The following is a 16,423-nucleotide window of genomic DNA, read 5'->3' as shown; positions in this document are numbered from 1 at the left end:
CGCGTATCTGTGCACACACATGAGGAGTTTTCGTGACGGAAGAGAAAGTTGTTATTGTTCCTGAACGCCCGTATGCAAATCACGGTAGCACCGTAGCATCGTGGGTTATGATCGCCATCATGACGACCGGGGTACTTGTTGGTGCCGTTGCGTATGATCTGGCTCAGCCCGTTATCGTCTTTGTTGGTGCTGGCATTATCGCGCTGGGTCTAGTGGCTGGATTGCTTCTCAAGAGTGCTGGCTACGGTCAAGGTGGGTCTAAAACCAAAAATACTGAGCGTCACTAGTAAATACGCTACGAGCGCCTCGCCCATGACGAGGCGCTCTCTCTTGTGCTATCTCAAACTTTTGGATATTTGATGACTATGAGAAGGAACACTGTTGAGTACCGTACTAGATGAAATTATTGGTGGAGTACGTGAGGATTTAGAGGATCGTCGTGCAAAACATCCTCTGGAAAAGGTGCAGGAGCTAGCGCTCTCTACGGCACCAGCTCTTGACGCTGTATGTGCTTTACGTGGTGATGGCCAAACTGTGCGCATCATTTCAGAGGTGAAACGTTCGTCTCCTTCGAAAGGTGTCCTGGGGGAAATAGCGGATCCAGCGGAACTAGCAGTGAAGTATCAGCGTGGAGGAGCAGCAGCTATTTCGGTGCTTACTGAAGAACGCCGTTTCGGCGGAAGCCTGGAGGATCTGGACGCGGTGCGTGCTCACGTCAGTATTCCCATATTGCGTAAAGATTTTATTGTTGATGAGTACCAGATTTGGGAAGCACGTGCACACGGCGCAGATCTGGTGCTTCTTATTGTTGCTGCCTTGGAAGAAGATACCTTGAGCGCTTTCTTAGAGCTTGCCGAATCGCTTGGTATGAATGCTCTCGTAGAAGCACATACTTCAGAAGAAATATCTATCGCTCAGCGTGTCGGAGCCAAAATTATAGGTATTAACGTTCGCAACCTAAAAACTCTTGAAGTCAAGAACGCGCATTATGCAGAGCTTGCGGCCGATCTGCCGGAAAGCGTTATTAAAGTTGCAGAATCTGGTGTATCTGAGCTGAGCGATGTACAGAACTACGCGCAGGCTGGTGCTGATGTCGTGCTTATTGGTGAGACTCTGGTCAAATCTGGAGACCCGGAGAAAACTGTACGTGAATTTTCGGCTGTACCTCATCTCTAATGCAGATTAGAGCTATCTTACGTAGATGACAGTTTTTCACATGTGAATAATCATAGGGCTTTTCTTTATATACGCTGACGCTATGTCATTCCGCGTAGAATAGTAAGAATACGAACAAGCCGTACCATGAGTTAAGTGTACAAACCTAACTCATGGATGAAAATAAAAGTACCCGGGAAGGACAACAATGAGCGAAAACCTGGCAGACGCATTTCTTGAGGGGAAATCCCTCAAAAATGCACCCGGTCCCTACTTCGGGCAATACGGTGGGCGATGGATGCCTGAATCGTTAATTGCCGCCATGGATGAGCTTGAGTCTACCTTCCAGAATGCTAAGCAGGATCCAGAGTTTATTGCGGAATTTCAGCGACTCTCTGCTGAATACTCGAATCGTCCTTCATTGCTAACGGAAGTTCCGCGGTTCTCAGAGCACGCTGGGGCTCGGATCTTTCTGAAACGTGAAGATCTTAACCATACCGGTAGCCACAAGATTAACAATGTTTTAGGACAAGCACTTCTCGCAAAGCGCATGGGTAAGACACGTCTGATCGCGGAGACCGGTGCTGGTCAGCACGGCGTAGCAACGGCAACGGCTGCTGCGCTTTTCGGCATGGACTGTGTGATTTACATGGGTGAAGAAGATACTGAGCGGCAGGCTTTGAACGTGGCGCGTATGCAGCTTTTGGGCGCGAAAGTTATTGCCGTTCAGAATGGCTCCCGTACTCTGAAAGACGCTATTAATGAGGCTCTTCGAGACTGGGTCGCTAATGTCGAGAATACCCACTATCTGCTGGGTACAGCGGCGGGAGCACATCCTTTTCCTACAATGGTGCGTTTCTTTCATGATGCTATTGGTTCTGAAGCACGCGAACAAATTCAACAGATGACTGGGCGTCTTCCCCACGGAGTTTCTGCCTGTGTTGGTGGGGGTTCAAACGCCATTGGAATCTTCCATGCATTCCTTGATGACCACGATGTAAAACTTTACGGTTTTGAGGCGGGGGGAGACGGTGTAGAAACCGGACGTCACGCCGCAACTATTAATCTAGGCCGCCCAGGAATGCTTCACGGTGCCGTAACCTACCTGATGCAAGACGAAGATGGGCAAACTATAGAGTCGCATTCGATTTCTGCTGGCCTGGACTATCCCGGCGTTGGACCCGAACACTCATACCTTTCAGACTTAGGCCGTGTCAGCTACCAGCCGGTGACCGATACTGAAGCTATGGATGCTTTTCAACTGCTTTGCCGTACTGAAGGTATTATTCCTGCCATCGAATCGGCGCATGCACTTGCCGGTGCGTTACGGGTCTGTCAGGAGTGGGCGCATCAAGATTCTGAGTCTGCCCGTGAAAAAATAATGGTGGTGTGCCTATCTGGTCGTGGCGATAAAGACATGGAGACTGCCTTGAAATGGTTCGATCTAGGGAAAGCAACCCCGTCATCTTCTCTCATGACAGGCAATAAAGAGGCAGTTGCTGAGAAGGCAGTGCAGGCAGAAAGCGAGGCGCACGCATGAGCTATCAAGACGCACAGCGGCATGCGGCAAAGTACGAAGTCCTTGACGGTACCTTCCCGCCCCAAAACCCGAACTCGCTTCTCGTGCAGCGGTTACGCGAATGCAAAGAAGATGGGCGTGCAGCACTTATCGGGTACCTCCCCGCAGGTTTTCCCAACTTTGAAGATTCTGTGGCAGCAGCTATCGAATTAGGCAATAACGGTGCCGACATTATTGAGCTGGGCGTACCGTACTCGGATCCGGTCATGGACGGCCCCGTTATCCAGCACGCAACAGGTGCCGCGTTAGAAGGCGGCTTCAAACTTTCTCGGGTTTTTGATGCTGTACGGCGCATTACTGAGGCAACCCAAGCTGTCGTTGTCGTGATGACGTATTGGAACCCCGTACTTGCCTACGGTGTTGATAATTTTGCACGTGATCTTGCGGCTGCTGGAGGAGCTGGAATGATCACTCCAGATTTAGTACCCGATGAAGCATCGGCTTGGTTCGAAGCCTCTGAAAAATACGGGTTAGATCGTATTTTCTTGGCGGCGCTATCATCATCGCCTCAACGTTTAGGGACTATCGCTAAGGCTTCGAGCGGGTTCGTTTATGCCGTTTCTGTCATGGGCGTTACAGGGGCTCGCACCTCAGTCTCAGAAGCTGCCCAAGGACTTGTCGAAAACCTTCATGCTGCAGGCGCTGAATACGCGTGTGTTGGTTTAGGCGTTTCAACTCGTGCCCATGTTGAAGAGATCGGAACTTATGCAGATGGTGTGATTGTAGGAACGGCACTTGTAAAAGCTCTAGCTGATGGAGGTCCTATTGCGGTGGGAGCATTAACTCGTGAACTTGCAGGACGTGCATAGTATGAATGTTATATTATCGGAATCCTTTACCTCAGCAGTATCCCTTCCTCTGGCGTCAATCCCGTCGCCGAGTGTATCTTATCTTCAGCTTGGGCCGTTTCGTATCCATTTTTACGCACTTTGCATTTTAGCCGGAATAATCGTGTGTCTATGGCTTAGCGCTCGGCGCTGGGCACAAGTTGGCGGCACACGTGAGCGCGTATATGACGTGGCAATGTGGGCTATTCCCGCTGGAATTATTGGGGCGCGTGCTTACCATGTGCTCATTACAGACCCTGGCAGCTATTTTGGTCCCAATGTCTCTGACCCTTGGGCTTTCCTGAAGATTTGGGAAGGCGGCATCGGCATTATGGGAGCGGTGTCCGTAGGAGCCCTGGGGGCCTGGATTGCTTGTCGCCGATACCAGATTAACTATGCAGCATTTGCGGATGCAGTTGCACCAGGTATTATTTTGGCGCAGGCTTTTGGTCGTTGGGGCAACTGGTTTAATCAGGAGCTTTTCGGTAAGCCTACTACCCTTCCGTGGGGTTTGGAGATTAGTCAATCGAGTGGGAATTTTCCTGCTCAATATCCCGCAGGAACTCTCTTTCATCCCACGTTCCTTTACGAATCATTATGGAACCTTGTGGGCGCATTCCTTCTAATTTTCCTGGGGAATAGGTTCCTGAAGCGCGGACAAACTTTTTGGCTCTATGTGCTGTACTACGGTATTGGGCGGTTCTTCATTGAAGTGTTCCTGCGTATTGATACCTCTGAAACACTTCTAGGGCTGCGGGTTCACGTGTGGACATCGGGTGCCCTGGTTGTACTAGGGTTGATCGGCTTTGTTGCCGCTGGTATGCGCGCTAGGTCGAAAGCTGCGGCGGGCATTGCTGAAGCTCCAGTGCAGGGATCATCTGTTCAGCAGACCCCCAACTCAGAGAAAACTGCCGCCCAAGATCCGGATGAGGTTTCTAACCAGGGTAAAGAGACCTTGGAAGAATCTCGGATATCCGAGAAGAAGGTAACGGAAGAGAAGAAAGCTACAAAAGACAAAGAACCAGGCACCCAGGAAGAGCCTGCAGATAGGGTTCAAGCCGGTGATAAGCAGGATAAAACCCCTGAGATCCCGTGGAAAAAATCTAAATCGTAAATTCTTGGACAACTAATCTTGGGTCCTCTTCACTATTTCAATGGTGGAGAGGACCTGACTTTTTCCTTGATGAAAGATAAAAGGAGGGGGCGGGCCGCACACACAAGACCCACCCCCTGCAACCGAATACGTTATCGGCGCGGCCTCGCACCCGCATCCGGAATCAATAGACCGGAGGAGGAGAGAAAACCTCCGGCCAAGTTTATTTTGGTAACCTGCTATGCAATATCAGAGGAATTTGGATATTGCTTCAACAAGTGGTTTTAGAGACTCTCGGTTAGTGTAATCCGCATGACCGGTTTTATAGCACTCAAGCATTTGCTGAATACCTTCGTTGGGGTTTGGATTAGCCATCAACCAAGCGCGAACCGGACCTTTAAGAGCGGTCTTATGAGCAAGTGAAAGCTCTGAAAAGTCAATCCCACCACGTAAATGGAAAGTCGGGCGTCCATCGGTGAGTTCTGCAGTATAACTTTTAGCGACAGCCTTGTCGAGCAGTTTCTTGGAGTACTCGCCTGTGAAGGAAACCGTGAAGAATGCAGTACGTTCCTTTTTAGGGAGAATAAAGGGAACAATCTTCTTCTTGAGGCTGGGAGCGCCTGTAAGGAACCCGCCGTAATCGCTACCGCCAATAATAACGGAGTCCGCTGCTTCCACAAGTTCAGGGGTTACTTCTGTAGCCCGTAAAGTATCGACTTCAGGAGCCTGTGGTAATGCTCGCAGATCTTCTGCTATCCAGTTCGCATAACGCTCGGTGTACCCATAGGTTGAACCGAAGATAATCAGCACACGAATGGTCACTGAAGCCTCCCAAAGCAAATTTGCATACAAGATACTAATTATTGATTCCAGTCTATGGCAGGTGGTGATAAATGTGAAATTGCTTAGCCAATACTGGCGTGTCGTTTTTATCACATGGAAGAGGGGAGTGAGCGATGAACATCAAGGTGTGTCATACATGATGTGGGCATATTTGTTTCTCGGACAGGAGCGCTTGGCCATAGTTTCAAATGAGATGTCAGAAAACAACTAAAACCTAATTATTGTTCTGAGGGGCAGGTAGAGAGCACGTGAGTCTTGAGTGGGCAACATGGTTCGAGGTTAAAACAAGGATTTCCTGAAAATACCGAGAATTTTCCTCCCGAAAACGCTTGAGAAGGAATATACTAGAAGGGATGAATGCCGCACATGCCATGTTGTGTATACATGGTGTTGTGTGGGAATAATTGGGATTCCTGATGAGAAGGTTCCATCTATATTGTGGGTATCTTTCTTAGAAGGTTCCACCCCAACACACGAAGGTTAGGTACATGAGGCGCGCAAAAATCGTTGCAACCATTGGTCCGGCTATTTCTTCTCCCGAAAAAATTGCGGAAGCGATCAAGGCGGGTATGAACGTTTCCCGTCTGAATATGAGTCACGGTGACCATGACGTTCACACTAACTCTTACACAACTATCCGTGAACAATCCGCGGCGTTGGGGAAAGAAGTAGCTATTCTTGCTGATCTGCAAGGTCCTAAGATCCGTTTGGAGCGCTTTGTAAACGGGGAAGAATATCTAAAGCCTGGCGCTGATTTTACGATTACTTCTGAGGACGTTGAGGGTACCAAGGATATCTGTGGTACGACTTATAAAGGTCTTCCTGGCGATGTGAAGCCTGGCGATAAACTTTTGCTGGATGACGGTAAGATCCAACTGGAAGCCGTTGAAGTAACTCCAACTCGTGTTCGCACTCGTGTGATTGTAGGCGGACCTATTTCAAACAATAAAGGCATCAACCTTCCTGGGGCGGCCGTTTCTCTTCCCGCACTGACCGAGAAGGATGAGGCTGACCTTCGTTTTGCCCTGAATTTGGGCGTAGATATTATTGCTCTTTCCTTTGTACGTAGCGGGAAAGACGTAAACCGCGTTCATGAGATCATGGCCGAAGAGGGTATCCGTATTCCGGTGATTGCCAAGATCGAAAAGCCTCAAGCCGTTGATAATCTGCAAGATATTATCGACAAGTTTGATGGCATCATGGTCGCCCGTGGCGACCTTGGCGTGGAACTGCCGTTCTCTGAGGTGCCACTGGTTCAGAAGAAAGCTATTGAGATGGCTCGTCGCTGGGCTAAGCCCGTTATCGTGGCAACTCAGGTACTTGAGTCCATGATCTCTAGCCCGACTCCTACGCGCGCGGAAGTCTCTGACTGTGCAAACGCAATCTTGGATGGCGCCGATGCGGTGATGCTCTCCGGCGAGACTTCGGTAGGCAATTACCCCATTATTACCATTGCGGCAATGGCCTCCATTATTCGTGATACTGAGGAAAAAGGTCTATACCGCGTACCACAGCTGGACCGTAAGCCCCGTACCCGTGGTGGTGCCATCACGCGTGCAGCTGTAAACATTGCGGAACAATTGGATGTAGATTACATTAGTACTTTTACCCAGACGGGTGACTCAGCACGCCGTTTAGCACGTCTACGCCCTGCGCAGCCGGTACTTGCTTTCACCCCCAACCCAAAGGTGCGTGCTTTTATCTCACTGTTGTGGGGTGTTGAAGCTGCGCATGCGCCGGTGGCGACCAACATTGACGGTACGACCGACATCGTAAATGACTACCTGGTCGAGCATAAGCTCGCAGAACCGGGTGATCTTATTGTGATTGCTGCAGGTTCGCCTCCCGGGGTGGCGGGATCAACCAATATGGTTAAGGTACACCGTATTAAGGAACAGGGTTCCGGCGAACATGAACCGGAAGAGCGTGAGCACCTGCGCCCCTACGGGGAAGACGAACATAAGTAAGGTTCTTCTTTATCGTGTAAACATTTTTCGAACTGAATCTATGAGAAGTCCCGCCTCTTTGATGCAGGAGGCGGGACTTTTTATATGCGGAAAGACCCACCATATGAGTTGCGGGTACCCAATCTATTGAACTGGAGCTCCAAGAAAATAAAAACTCGTCTCAAAACCATAACTATGGTCAAGACGAGTTTAGTAAATGTGCCCGAGGTGGGACTCGAACCCACACTCCGAAGAACCTGATTTTGAGTCAGGCGCGTCTGCCAATTCCGCCACTCGGGCTTGCACTCAAAGGTACGCATAAGATTCTACCCTATCGATTGGCAGAAAATCGAATTACAAAGAGCAAGAAATATCCACAGTATTCTTTGAATCCTCGACGATAGTTTTGCACCTAGACGAGAAACATACAAATTTCAACCTTATACAGTAGATGAAGTTTTATTAACTACTGTAGAATAAAGGCGACTGAAAATAGACCAAGGAGAGAGTTATGTCAGAGAAGACCGCTCACGAACACGAGGGAGATCAGGTCTCGGCGCGCACCGTTGTGGTTGCCGAAGACGAAGCATTGATTCGCCTGGACATCGTCGAAATCCTGAAGGACCAAGGGTTCGAGGTCGTGGCAGAGACCGATAATGGTAAAACCGCTATCGAGCTTGCCAAAAAACACCATCCCGATTTGGTGCTCATGGATGTCAAAATGCCGATTATGGACGGTATTACAGCCGCCGAGGAAATCGGAAAGGAAAAAATAGCGCCTGTGGTGCTCCTGACCGCTTTCAGCCAGAAAGAGCTGGTGGATCGTGCTGTTGAAGCTGGGGCCATGGCATATGTGGTCAAGCCCTTTACTCCTAATGACCTTTTCCCCGCTATCGAGGTGGCGCTTTCTCGATATGAACAGCTGCGTACGCTAGAGAAAGAGGTTACAACTATTCGTGATCAGTTTGAGACTCGAAAGCTCGTAGATCGTGCCAAGTCATTGCTTATCACCAAAATGAACCTCACCGAGCCTGAGGCATTCCGGTGGATTCAGAAGACCTCAATGGACCGTCGCCTCTCTATGCGAGAGGTATCCGATACTATTATCAAGCAGCTGTCTGAGTAATATTCTTGGGACCTTAGTGTCAAGTCCCAAACGATGATTAGCTGCTGCTCTAGAATATAAAATTCAGGAGTGTGGATTTTCAGGACAACAAGACTCTTGTTGTCCTGAAAATCCACACTCCTGTTTTACGCTTTCATTTGCTCACGACAGCATTGAAATGAATGTATTAGCGTCGCATTATACGGGTTATGTCGTCATCGTCATCACTACCATGAGGACCTTTAATCGGGCGTGCTGTTGGGGATCCAGCCCAGAGTAAAACGCCGGCTGCTATGAAAAGTCCTAGCCACCAGAAACTTCCTGGATTTCCCATAGCGGCAACCCAACATACCAGTAGAGCAGCTATGGCTAAGGGCAATGTAATACGTTTTGCACGGACGATTTTTGGATAGCGTTTGGAATACGGTTGGCGCGCCATATCAATCCTCTATATGTCTGCTTTAGGGTCGTGGAATGATCATATTAGTTATACGAGCTGCACAAATAGTTCGATCGGACTCATCCATAATCTCTATAGTGTGTACACAAACGGTACGTCCCAGCTTAACTGCCGTACAGATTCCCGTAACGTGGCCACTAATGGCGGGGCGCACGTGAGTTGCATTGAGATCTACCCCAACGGCTATGGAGTCAACTCCTCCATGGATACCTGCTGCTAATGAACCAAGAGTTTCTGCAAGAACAGCCGAGGCCCCTCCGTGGAGCAAACCGACAGGCTGGGTATTCCCCTGCACAGGCATGGATGCCACAGCTCGCTCAGCAGTTAGCTCACTAAAGATAATTCCCATACGGGGGATTAGCTCTCCCAAGCCCTTCGGAAAGAATTTATGAGTCTCTGCGGGCACACCGTGCTCGTTGAGCTGCGCTACAAGGTCAGCAGATAGTTTAGGGGTAGATTCAGTCATGCCTTCAAGTGTACTCCCAGTGATAGGGTGGAGTAGAAAAAGAGCTCTTATCAAGTATGTGTTTGTCGGGATTGAGAAGAAACGAGATTCCTGCTTTGGAAGGTGTAAGAATATGGATGATCATGCACGTATCTATGAAGAATGGCATCGGTACGCTAAAAACCGTGATACTGAAGGACTGCTCAGCCTTTATGCTGAGGACGCAGTTTTTGAAAGCCCCCTCGTGCCAGCAATAATTCCCGGAGCTGGCGGCGGAGTTTTGCGGGGACGAGAAGCGATTAAGCATTTTCTGGAAGAGGGCACCCACCGTCGTCCGAATGAACTTGTACGTTGGTACCGCACGGGGGAGTATCTGACTAATGGGAAAACTTTGGTGTGGGAATATCCGCGAGAAACTCCTGAAGGAGAACAAATAGATATCTTAGAGCTCATGGAAATATCTGATGGGCTTATTGTGAACCATCGCATCTATTGGGGTTGGAAAGGATGTCAGCATATTAGCGAAGCCCTCGTACGGAATAAGTAAGGTGTAAGTAAAGCTCCATATGAATAACGGGGTGCGCATCCAAGGTTTCTGGACGCGCACCCCGTCGTTTAGATCAAGGCTATGCCGAAATTGCTTCTGCTTTTTCGATGTCTTCATCGCTAATCCCGGCAGTTGGATCAACTCCCAATATCTTAGAGATACGTTCGGTAAACGTTGCAATGGTGGCATCTCCGGTGACATTAGTTGCGGTACCGAAAGAGTCTTGCGCAAGGTACAGAGCAATCATGAGGGCGATCATGGATTCATTGAAACCAAGCATCGACTCCAGCAGCCCAATGGCGGTCATCACGCCTCCGCCGGGTACGCCCGGGGCCGCGACCATCATAATGCCTAGCATAAGCACTACTGGAGTTACCGAGGCAAAATTGGGGTTTTGCCCAGTCATATACAGGACTGCGACTGCACATGAAGTAATCGTGATCATAGAACCCGAAAGGTGGATGGTAGCGCATAGCGGAATAGCGAAATCAACCACGCGAGGAGAAATACCAGCCTTCTTCGCGGATCGAACCGTTACCGGGATGGTAGCTGCTGAGGACTGGGTTCCGATGGCCGTGAAATAGGCGGGCATCATGGTCTTGAGCATCCTAAACGGGTTGCGCTTTGAAACGCTTCCGGCAACTGTGTACTGTAGCGTTAGCGTTACCCAGTGCAAGATAATGACCATAATGAATACCATGCCAAAGACCGAAAGAATCTTAGCAACCTGGCCCGCAAGGGTCATATTCGCAAAGACACCCACGATATGGATGGGTAGAAGCGGAATAATAACGTAGCTGAGAAGCTTCTCAATGATAACTTGAAAATCCTCGAAGAGATTGAGCATGCTACGAGTCTTGAGGGCTGTTATTCCCAGACCTAGGATAAAGGACAGAATAAGTGCGCTCATCACTCCCATAATGGGGTCAAGCTCAAACTTGATGTATCCTGTCGAGAGTGCATTTTCAGGGTTATCAAAAGATTCTAACCGTTGCCCCTTCAACAAAATAGGGTACAGGAATAGTGCCGCCGTTAAAGCTAAAAATCCAGCAACAATACTGGAAAGATATGATAGAGCTACGGTAATGCCCAGCATCTTACCTGCACCTTGGGCTAGCGAACCAATTCCTGGAACGATAAAACCGATAATAATAAGCGGGATAGAGAAGCTCAGGAACGCACTGAAAACAGTAGAGAACGAGACAAAGATCTGAACTACAACATCGGTAGGGATAGAGGTACCCAGCCCGCTATTTATGCCACCGATCATCCCAGGAGTTGTAGCACCGATAAGAACACCTGCAAGAATTGCAATCACAATCCAGGCAAGGAGAGGGATCTTTTTGAGTAGTTTCATAATTTCCTATGTGTGTTGGGACCGATAAGATCCATGCCGCTCATCCCCGGTATTCTCAGGGAACACTCAAGTATAGAGTTATATCCTAGCGTGAATGAATATGTTTATCCAGCGACAGGACAGACGTTCATGACATGAAAACGCCTAGCCGGTACTAGGCCTTTTAGAAGTTTTCAGGCGTGTTGCGTTCACTATCACTCACGCCGTCGAAAACCTCTAGAATGGGATTGTGAGTAACTCAGAAAATACCCTGCTCCTTATTGATGGACATTCACTGGCCCTTCGCTCTTTCTTTGGCATTTATACAATGGCAGAGAAAACGGGAAGCCATGTTTTTGTGCGAAGCGACGGGCAGCATACGGAAGCAGTTCATGCCTTCCTGTCTACCTTGCTGAACATTATTAAAGACCATAACCCTAGCCATATTGCGGTGGCATTCGATCTGCCCGGTGGTACTTTTCGCACGGAGGAATACAGCGAATATAAGAGCGGCCGTAACGTTATCCCTGAAGCCTTCGACGGGCAGCTTGATCTCATCAAGAAGATGCTCGGAGCTCTGAAAATCCCGGCGCTCACCCAGGAGAATTATGAGGCAGATGATATCGTCGCGACCCTGACACGGCAGGGATCAGAAGCTCAATACAAAGTGCTCATTCTTTCAGGAGACCGCGATATTTTCCAGCTTGTTACGGACGATGTTACATTGCTGTATCCCGTAACGACTGGTCCCTCCAAAGGTATTCAGCGTATGGATCCTGCAGCGGTTGAGAAAAAAACAAAAGTACCACCTCGGCTGTATCCGGATCTCGCTGCGCTCACCGGTGAGCAAGCCGATAATCTGCCTGGAGTCCCCGGAGTTGGACCAGGCTTTGCTGCTAAATGGCTTCACGAGTACGGTGATCTTGAAGGTGTACTTGCTAATAGCGAGAACATCAAAGGTAAAAAAGGTGAGGCTCTGCGCGAAAACATTGAGAATGTGCGCAGGAATCGTCGCCTCAACCAGCTTGTTGACACGCTCAATTTGGATGTTGAGTTCGATCAAATGCGGTTTATTCCGGACCTTCAAGAGCTTGAAGCGTTCTTCGATGAAGTGGAATTCCGCACTATTCGTAAGCGGGCCCAGGATATATTAGGGCCTGTCATACGTGCTTTGGGTGCGCAAGTTCGTACCGCAGGTGAAGAACCCATGACAGATAATGGTGTTCCGAGTGGTCCCACCTTTGAGCCGATTCGTACCGATGATGCGATCACCGTGAAATCGGCCGCAGATTTTCGTGTATGGTGCGAGCATGCAGCCCACGTTGGGTATGGGCGTGACGCATCGGGTAATGCCATTGAGGTTCCTGAAAGGCTTAAAGGTGCGGTTACGCTTTTCCCTGTGATTGATGTGCCTGTAGCCCGTGAAGGTGTGAAAGTTACCAAGACTAAGATTCGCGCTGCTGAAGAGAATCCGGTACTGCGAGGAATTATTCTGACCTCGAAAGAATCGTCGCTGTGGATCAACCTGACGAATATTTCCGAAGATCTCGCCTCAGCATTCGCGGAGTGGGTTTCTGACCCTCAAATGCGTAAGATCGTGATGGATCTCAAAAATCAGCGGAAACTCTTACGTGAGTACGGGTATAAACTCGATGGAGCCATCGAAGATCCGTCATTATCCTCATATATGTGCGGATACATAGCAGCTGCGAATCGTAGGCTCTTTGCTGAACGTATTGAGGATTTAGCCGAGAAATATCTTTGGATTCCCCAACAGGAATTCAGCGAACTTGTCTTCCCAGAGGAAGCACCCTCACTTTTTGAGATGCCCGGTGAAGAGAACCTACGTTACTTTACCCAGGTTTCACGGGTTATTCACGAACTGGCGCGTATTCTGCACTTCGAGATGCAGGAACAGGGTCAGCTTAAGATTTATGAAGATATTGAGCTTCCGCTTCTGTACGTTCTGGCCGATATGGAACAGGCGGGTATCGCTGTCTCAGATGCCTTACTAAACGAGCTTAATGATACGTTCAGCTCACGCGCATCCATGGCCGAGGAACAGGCGAAAGTACTTATTGGTGGTGACGTCAATGGTGAGCCCCTCAATTTGGCATCTGTGAAACAGCTCCAAACTGTACTCTTTGAGAGGCTCGGTCTTCCGAAGACCCGCAAAATTAAGTCCGGATATTCAACGGATTCAGAATCTGTGGCTGACTTGTTGACCAAAGTATCGCCGGAGTCAGATGGTGCTCAATTCTTGATTGCGCTCCAGGCATACCGAGATAACATCAAGCTCAAACAGACTGTCGAAGGTTTACAAAAAGCGGCAGTCGCAGATGGTCGTGTACACACTACTTTCCAGCAAAATGCCGCATCAACGGGGCGTCTGTCCTCAACGGCGCCGAACCTGCAGAATATTCCAATCCGCACTGATGAAGGGCGGCGTATCCGCGGCGCCTTTATCGTGGCTCCAAAAATTTTAGACGGCGTAGAGTATGAAGGCTTGCTCACCGCCGACTACTCGCAGATTGAGATGCGTATTATGGTGCATCTTGCCGCCGATGAGAAATTAATCCAGGCTTATGCGGATGGTGAAGACCTACATCGGTACGTTGGCTCTGAGGTGTTCGGGGTTGCCCCCGAAGAGGTGACACCCCAGATGCGTGCGAAAGTTAAAGCAATGTCTTATGGACTGGCATACGGTCTTTCTCGATTTGGTCTCGCGAAGCAGCTCAACATTAGCTCCGATGAGGCAGGGGAGTTACGCACCAACTACTTCAAACGATTTGGTCGTGTGGGGCGTTTCCTGCGCGGGGTCGTCAAACAGGCTCATAATGACGGTTATACCGAAACTATTTATGGGCGCCGCCGTTCACTGCCAGATCTTGACTCTCCAAACCGAACTCGACGTGAGGCAGCCGAACGAGCTGCCCTCAACGCTCCAATTCAGGGGACAGCTGCAGACATTATTAAAATCGCGATGATTAACATTCACCGCCGACTTCAAGAAGAGAACCTTAAGACCCGCATGCTCTTGCAGGTTCATGACGAGATTATCCTCGAAGTTGCCGCCGGTGAACGCGAAGCAGCGCAGCGCATCCTAGTAGAAGAAATGAGTGAAGCTATTGAGCTGAAGGTTCCTCTCGACGTGCAAGTTGGCTGGGGCAAGTCCTGGGAAGAAGCCGGCCACTAGTCAGAAGCCGTGAATAGAGATGAACGATGCCGTCGGACTTATTCGGAATATATTGCACACAGAATATAATGCAAAAAATACCCGCACCGATGCGCGTCATTCATTGACGACACGCCCGAAAAACACGTACACTAGTAATCGCGTGTATCAGCATCCCTATGCACCAGAGGTATGTACCTACGCATCTTCCGGATGATACGCGCGGTAAGTATCCGTCAGAATCGACGTCACCTCCCATGTTTTGAGTAGGAAACAGCAAGTGGGCGCTCGCAAACTTGCCGGAGACGTCGACCTATTATTAATCCAATTGGAGCCCTAACTACATGAGCACCAACATCCCTCAGGTCGCAATCAACGACATCGGCAACGAGGAAGAATTCCTCAAGGCAGTTGACGAGACCATCAAGTACTTCAACGATGGCGATCTCGTCTCCGGTCAGGTTGTTAAGGTTGATCACGACGAGGTTCTGCTCGACATCGGTTACAAGACCGAAGGCGTCATTCCCTCTCGCGAGCTTTCTATCAAGCACGATGTAGATCCCGGTGAAGTAGTCGCAGTTGGCGATGAAATCGAGGCTCTCGTCCTGACTAAGGAAGACAAGGAAGGTCGCCTGATCCTCTCCAAGAAGCGCGCACAATACGAGCGTGCATGGGGCGACATCGAAAAGATCAAGGAAAACGACGGCGTCGTCACCGGTACCGTTATTGAGGTTGTCAAGGGCGGTCTTATCCTTGACATTGGTCTGCGAGGCTTCCTGCCCGCATCCCTCGTTGAGATGCGTCGTGTTCGCGATCTTGCACCCTACATCGGTCAGCAGCTCGAAGCTAAGATCATCGAGCTTGACAAGAACCGCAACAATGTTGTTCTCTCTCGCCGTGCATGGCTTGAGCAGACTCAGTCCGAGGTTCGCTCCACTTTCCTCAACCAGCTCGAAAAGGGCCAGGTACGCGAAGGTGTTGTATCGTCTATCGTCAACTTCGGTGCCTTCGTCGATTTGGGTGGCGTGGACGGTCTGGTTCACGTTTCCGAACTCTCCTGGAAGCACATCGACCACCCCTCCGAGGTTGTCGAAGTTGGTCAGCCTGTAACCGTTGAAGTTCTTGAGGTTGATCTGGATCGTGAGCGTGTCTCACTGTCTTTGAAGGCCACCCAGGAAGATCCGTGGCAGGCATTTGCTCGCACCCACGCTCTGGGTCAGATCGTACCCGGTAAGGTTACTAAGCTCGTTCCCTTCGGTGCGTTTGTTCGTGTTGAAGACGGTATTGAGGGTCTGGTTCATATCTCTGAGCTTGCTGTGCGCCATGTTGATTTGGCAGAGCAGGTTGTTTCAGTGGGCGAAGAGCTCTTCGTCAAGATCATTGATATTGATATGGATCGTCGTCGTATCTCCCTGTCCCTCAAACAGGCTAACGAAGGCGTTGATCCCAACGCTACTGAGTTCGATCCCGCACTGTACGGTATGGCAGCTGAATACGATGAAGCTGGCAACTACAAGTACCCCGAAGGCTTCGATCCCGAAGCTAACGAATGGCTTGAAGGCTTTGACGCACAGCGCGAGGCTTGGGAAGCACAATATGCAGAAGCACAGGCTCGTTTCGAGGCACACAAGGTTCAGGTTGCTAAAGCACTTGAAGCTGACGCAGAGGCAGCCGCTGCTGCTCCCGTTGCCGCAGCTGAGCCAGCACCCGCATCATCTTACTCTTCCGATGAGAAGTCTTCCGCTGGTACTCTCGCATCTGACGAGGCTCTAGCAGAACTGCGTAAGAAGCTGACTGGTAACTAAGGTTTATTCGTTTATAGAGTAGCCTCTAGTTCTAGAGCATAAATATCACGCACGAGGGTTCCCCAAACCTGGGGAACCCTCGTGTAGTATTGTGCGTCTTTTCTCGC

Annotated in this window: 13 protein-coding genes and 1 tRNA gene; 10 read left to right on the top strand and 4 right to left on the bottom strand. The window is 49.7% G+C overall.

Going from position 1 to position 16,423, the window contains the following annotated elements; genetic code table 11:
• Positions 1 to 32 precede the first annotated feature (32 nt).
• The 5 genes from HMPREF2554_RS07240 (at position 33) to lgt (ending at position 4,675) form a co-directional block, all read left to right on the top strand.
• Positions 33 to 287 carry an HGxxPAAW family protein gene (locus tag HMPREF2554_RS07240; RefSeq protein WP_004004555.1) on the top strand — a complete coding sequence of 85 codons (255 nt, stop codon included), beginning with the start codon at positions 33 to 35 and terminating at the stop codon, positions 285 to 287.
• Between the two features lie 94 nt (positions 288 to 381).
• On the top strand, positions 382 to 1,176 hold the full coding sequence (trpC, locus tag HMPREF2554_RS07235) for an indole-3-glycerol phosphate synthase TrpC (protein ID WP_013398973.1): 795 nt from the start codon (positions 382 to 384) through the stop codon (positions 1,174 to 1,176).
• A 187-nt stretch (positions 1,177 to 1,363) separates the two neighbouring features.
• Positions 1,364 to 2,695 carry a tryptophan synthase subunit beta gene (gene trpB, locus HMPREF2554_RS07230; RefSeq protein WP_013398974.1) on the top strand — a complete coding sequence of 444 codons (1,332 nt, stop codon included), beginning with the start codon at positions 1,364 to 1,366 and terminating at the stop codon, positions 2,693 to 2,695.
• Positions 2,692 to 3,543, top strand: coding sequence for a tryptophan synthase subunit alpha (trpA, locus tag HMPREF2554_RS07225; protein ID WP_013398975.1), 852 nt, complete (start codon positions 2,692 to 2,694; stop codon positions 3,541 to 3,543). The genes trpB and trpA overlap by 4 nt, the downstream gene beginning before the upstream one ends.
• Position 3,544: 1 nt before the next feature.
• Positions 3,545 to 4,675, top strand: a complete 1,131-nt coding sequence (lgt, locus tag HMPREF2554_RS07220; protein ID WP_080556873.1) for a prolipoprotein diacylglyceryl transferase — start codon at positions 3,545 to 3,547, stop codon at positions 4,673 to 4,675.
• A 228-nt stretch (positions 4,676 to 4,903) separates the two neighbouring features.
• On the opposite strand, the gene HMPREF2554_RS07215 is transcribed toward lgt, so the two are convergent.
• A complete protein-coding gene (locus HMPREF2554_RS07215) occupies positions 4,904 to 5,476 on the bottom strand; it encodes a flavodoxin domain-containing protein (RefSeq protein WP_013398977.1) in 573 nt (190 codons plus the stop codon).
• A 509-nt stretch (positions 5,477 to 5,985) separates the two neighbouring features.
• On the opposite strand from HMPREF2554_RS07215, the gene pyk reads away from it, so the two are divergent.
• Entirely contained in the window at positions 5,986 to 7,464 is a 1,479-nt protein-coding gene (gene pyk, locus HMPREF2554_RS07210; RefSeq protein ID WP_013398979.1) for a pyruvate kinase, read from the top strand.
• A 199-nt stretch (positions 7,465 to 7,663) separates the two neighbouring features.
• On the opposite strand, the gene HMPREF2554_RS07205 is transcribed toward pyk, so the two are convergent.
• A tRNA-Leu gene (locus HMPREF2554_RS07205) sits at positions 7,664 to 7,743 on the bottom strand.
• Positions 7,744 to 7,954: 211 nt separating this feature from the next.
• On the opposite strand from HMPREF2554_RS07205, the gene HMPREF2554_RS07200 reads away from it, so the two are divergent.
• A complete protein-coding gene (locus tag HMPREF2554_RS07200; RefSeq protein ID WP_004004567.1) occupies positions 7,955 to 8,569 on the top strand; it encodes an ANTAR domain-containing response regulator in 615 nt (204 codons plus the stop codon).
• A 440-nt stretch (positions 8,570 to 9,009) separates the two neighbouring features.
• Here HMPREF2554_RS07200 and HMPREF2554_RS07195 read toward each other — a convergent pair whose 3' ends face one another.
• Positions 9,010 to 9,474, bottom strand: a complete 465-nt coding sequence (locus HMPREF2554_RS07195) for a PaaI family thioesterase (protein WP_013398980.1) — start codon at positions 9,472 to 9,474, stop codon at positions 9,010 to 9,012.
• A gap of 112 nt (positions 9,475 to 9,586) precedes the next feature.
• On the opposite strand from HMPREF2554_RS07195, the gene HMPREF2554_RS07190 reads away from it, so the two are divergent.
• Positions 9,587 to 10,000 carry a nuclear transport factor 2 family protein gene (locus tag HMPREF2554_RS07190; protein WP_037230878.1) on the top strand — a complete coding sequence of 138 codons (414 nt, stop codon included), beginning with the start codon at positions 9,587 to 9,589 and terminating at the stop codon, positions 9,998 to 10,000.
• Between the two features lie 79 nt (positions 10,001 to 10,079).
• Here HMPREF2554_RS07190 and HMPREF2554_RS07185 read toward each other — a convergent pair whose 3' ends face one another.
• Positions 10,080 to 11,357 (bottom strand): dicarboxylate/amino acid:cation symporter, encoded by a 1,278-nt coding sequence (locus HMPREF2554_RS07185; protein WP_013398982.1) that lies wholly within the window; start codon positions 11,355 to 11,357, stop codon positions 10,080 to 10,082.
• Between the two features lie 229 nt (positions 11,358 to 11,586).
• Between HMPREF2554_RS07185 and polA the strand changes: the two genes are divergently transcribed.
• On the top strand, positions 11,587 to 14,532 hold the full coding sequence (gene polA, locus HMPREF2554_RS07180; RefSeq protein WP_080556875.1) for a DNA polymerase I: 2,946 nt from the start codon (positions 11,587 to 11,589) through the stop codon (positions 14,530 to 14,532).
• Positions 14,533 to 14,855: 323 nt separating this feature from the next.
• The gene (gene rpsA, locus HMPREF2554_RS07175) at positions 14,856 to 16,316 is read left to right on the top strand and encodes a 30S ribosomal protein S1 (protein WP_004004572.1); all 1,461 of its coding nucleotides are present in this window, start codon (positions 14,856 to 14,858) and stop codon (positions 16,314 to 16,316) included.
• Positions 16,317 to 16,423: the final 107 nt, after the last annotated feature.

Source organism: Rothia sp. HMSC071F11 (genome assembly GCF_001809115.1).
Classification (GTDB): Bacteria; Actinomycetota; Actinomycetes; order Actinomycetales; family Micrococcaceae; genus Rothia; species Rothia dentocariosa.
This window is presented reverse-complemented; position numbering and strand designations above follow the sequence as displayed.

What these genes read in the sequence shown, in the direction of transcription:
- trpB (WP_013398974.1), top strand. Translation starts at nt 1,364, where the DNA reads ATGAGCGAAAACCTGGCAGACGCATTTCTTGAGGGGAAATCCCTCAAA.
- HMPREF2554_RS07190 (WP_037230878.1), top strand. Translation starts at nt 9,587, where the DNA reads ATGGATGATCATGCACGTATCTATGAAGAATGGCATCGGTACGCTAAA.
- rpsA (WP_004004572.1), top strand. Translation starts at nt 14,856, where the DNA reads ATGAGCACCAACATCCCTCAGGTCGCAATCAACGACATCGGCAACGAG.
- trpA (WP_013398975.1), top strand. Translation starts at nt 2,692, where the DNA reads ATGAGCTATCAAGACGCACAGCGGCATGCGGCAAAGTACGAAGTCCTT.
- pyk (WP_013398979.1), top strand. Translation starts at nt 5,986, where the DNA reads ATGAGGCGCGCAAAAATCGTTGCAACCATTGGTCCGGCTATTTCTTCT.
- HMPREF2554_RS07195 (WP_013398980.1), bottom strand. Translation starts at nt 9,474, where the DNA reads ATGACTGAATCTACCCCTAAACTATCTGCTGACCTTGTAGCGCAGCTC.
- HMPREF2554_RS07200 (WP_004004567.1), top strand. Translation starts at nt 7,955, where the DNA reads ATGTCAGAGAAGACCGCTCACGAACACGAGGGAGATCAGGTCTCGGCG.
- HMPREF2554_RS07185 (WP_013398982.1), bottom strand. Translation starts at nt 11,357, where the DNA reads ATGAAACTACTCAAAAAGATCCCTCTCCTTGCCTGGATTGTGATTGCA.
- lgt (WP_080556873.1), top strand. Translation starts at nt 3,545, where the DNA reads ATGAATGTTATATTATCGGAATCCTTTACCTCAGCAGTATCCCTTCCT.